Here is a 2,978-nt window from a genome sequence, read left to right as displayed (position 1 = left end):
GTTAATATTTAAGGCGTTTAAATTAAAACAAAATGTAACACAAAAGTCATTCTGGAGGGGCTGTTTACACGTTCCGGACGCTTTAAAATCAGAGGTATATTGCCGACGAGACGGTTTTATTAAAACAGAGTTGTCATAACGAGGTGTCCACTTCGACACCTATTCTAGAGTGCGAAACCTAGGTTTAATGGTGTGTTCACTGGGCGGTTACTTGTTAAGGCATAGTTGGGCGGTTTAAATGAGTAAAATTAAAACAAAAAGGTTAAGCTACAGATAAAACCCCTATTATTGTAGGATATTAATAGGGGCAAATTGTTGATCAACGACCAAAGTACAAAAAGAGTAACCTACTCTTAACCTAGAAAACCATTGTGATACTCGCTGATAAGCGATTGTCTACACCATCTAGGATAGTATGCACTGGTGCTGCCTCTGGAGCATTTGGAGCTTCGATTGAGCGGATTTCATAGTTACCACGTACTGAGGTTTTCTTGTTAAAAAAGTACTGTGCACCCAATGTCGTGGTTACAAATTGACGCTCAGCATCATTAATAGTGCCTGATGCCGCATCAATTGCCGTGCCGCTATTTAGTAGATCATAACGTATATTCAATTCTAGATTAGGTATAACACGGTAACCTAAATCAACATAGTAACCATCAGCCTTCTGTTCTTTTTGAACGACGAATGTTCCGCCGTTTTCGGGTGTACGAGCTCCTGTTGTTCCTCCGTAAATCATACCTTCGGCGGTAATATATTCCGCAGCCAGACGGTATTTACCATCAAAATAAGTAGTACCGAGACCACTACGCGTACGTTTTACACCTGACTCGTTATCAATGGTTCTCTTTCCATTCTGCGTCCAAGCGAAGAACTTCATGCCTTGACGTCTAGGGCCAGTAGTGCCACCAAATACCTTTTCAGTTGAGGCATAAGCATAGGTGTCTAGATCATCATCTTGATTAGTTGTCGCTAATCCACCACCATTACCCAACATGACGGCGTAACTGTGTTCCCACTCGCCTATACGGAAAGCATCAAATATCTGAATACCTGTATCTCTTACAGCAGATACAGGCCCGCTACGAGAATTTTCGTCACTTGAATTTGTAAAAGAACGTTCGATTAATAGACGATCTGTGGCATTGGTAAAGTTAATGTAGTTAAAAGTTGCGATACCCTGAAAAGATTCTTCTGAACCAGGCGTTTTAAATAAACCGGCACGCACTCTGGCACCTTTAATATGGTTAAAGGTTACGCTGGCATCGGTTAATTGTCCTTGTGAAGCGTTGTCACCAGTCGTAATACCGCTATTACCAAACTCAGCTAAAAGGAAATAATTGGTTTTGTTATCCAGTGGAAAGTTAGCGCCACGTACCCCAATACGGGCACGACGAATATTAAAACTTTGTGATGATGATAACTGTGGTGCTATCTGGTTAAATGCGGCTTCACTACCTTTACCCGGTCCCGCTTTGAGCAAGGTATTATCAGTTTTTTGAAATTCAGCTTGTACAAAGCCCCATACGTTAGCACGTGGCGCCTGATGATCGGCTTCCGTTCCTTGGAGCATCAACCAGTTCGTCGCGTGTACGGATTGTGAAGTCAATGCGCCTACTAAAGCTAGTAGGATGGTCGTTTTTTTAAAGGCATATTTCTTGTTTTGCATAAGTAATCCTCATTGTTATTTAATTTTAGGGCGCCTTGAATTCAATTAACCCGTAATGGTTTTAGGCAACGGCAAGTTATCCAGCTCTTCGTTGTTGTGTCTCTTGACCATTACACATAGATTGAAGACCTTCGCTTTTAGCATACGTAACCTAAATCACGCTGAATTCCATCAGGGGTTAATCGAGGTGCCCAGTTATATTTTTCACTGATCTCTTTTGTGATTTATCACGAAAGTAACTGGAACCTTGATATTGCAATAGACAAGTTCAGTGGCACGACTTGGTCTGCGTTACCTTTTTCCAGTACTGTCAGCCCTTGTGGCTTTTATCATGGTTTAAGTACCTGCCAACCCGCTTTGTTTAACTGTAAAATGCGGCCAGCACCTGCTTCCACTTCCATAACTCCCTCTCTTATAACTGGTCTATAACCGAGTTGCTTTTCCATGTTTGTTAATGTGTTTCCACATACAGAAAAACGTACGCCCGCGTCCATTAGGGCTTGAATTCGTTGACTATGGGGATTGTCCTTCATAAGTAAACGTACACCTGGACCAAAAGTAACAACCTCAATATCTACTTCTTTACCATCAAAGTACTTAATTAGATTGCCTGTAACATTTAAAACAAGTTGCTGTTTCTGAGGGTTGTAATCACTTAACTGTATGACAACTTTATTATCGGCAAAAGTTTCTGGAAGAGGGGAATCTTTTGCGGCCGAAAAAGCCGGCATTGAAATAGTGATGCTTGCAAGTAACCACATTAATTTAATCGCTGATTTTTTAAGCATTTATTTTTTCCTTTGTATCTCATTGGTATTGTAAAAATTAAGATGTGATTTTTATTATGCGTTTATGGACTAATTTTTATTCCACTTTTTAAAGAAAATTTTTCTATACCATGAATAGTTTTACTTATTTAATAAGATACTAATACGCTTGAATTCAACTAACAATTGCAACACCCGCCCTTAAACTCCGAACGGTGAAGATCTCATAGGGTGTTTTAAACCTTAATCGCTTTCTGGGTTGGGTGTTGAATTTATCTTCAACCCGTTGGACATCTCATCCGATATCTTTTCAAAGGCGGCGCCTTTTGGAAGGTATTGGCGAATAAGTCTGTTGGTACTTTCATTCGTTCCGAGCTCATTGCTATGGTAAGGTAGAACTAAGTAAAATTTGCAGTTTAAGCTTTGCTGATCTTGTGATGATGCGCAAATTCTCTATCATCGTAACGGGATTGTTCAAACTATGATCCGCGATACAATGGCACCGCCGGTATCGATTGGTATCAGCCAGAAAAAAGCCTACA

Annotated in this window: 2 protein-coding genes; both read right to left on the bottom strand. The window is 40.4% G+C overall.

Annotated features, from left to right (window positions below; translation table 11 throughout):
• Positions 1-358: 358 nt before the first annotated feature.
• Positions 359-1,669 carry a porin gene (locus tag IBX48_RS10060; RefSeq protein WP_296834090.1) on the bottom strand — a complete coding sequence of 437 codons (1,311 nt, stop codon included), beginning with the start codon at positions 1,667-1,669 and terminating at the stop codon, positions 359-361.
• A gap of 329 nt (positions 1,670-1,998) precedes the next feature.
• Positions 1,999-2,457: a DsrE family protein gene (locus IBX48_RS10055; RefSeq protein ID WP_296834087.1), complete on the bottom strand. Its 459-nt coding sequence runs from the start codon at positions 2,455-2,457 to the stop codon at positions 1,999-2,001.
• Between the last annotated feature and the right edge of the window lie 521 nt (positions 2,458-2,978).

This window comes from Thiomicrospira sp., assembly GCF_014859555.1.
Lineage (GTDB): Bacteria > Pseudomonadota > Gammaproteobacteria > Thiomicrospirales > Thiomicrospiraceae > Thiomicrospira.
The sequence above is the reverse complement of the archived record's forward strand: the minus strand, read 5'-3'. Positions and strand labels throughout refer to the sequence as shown.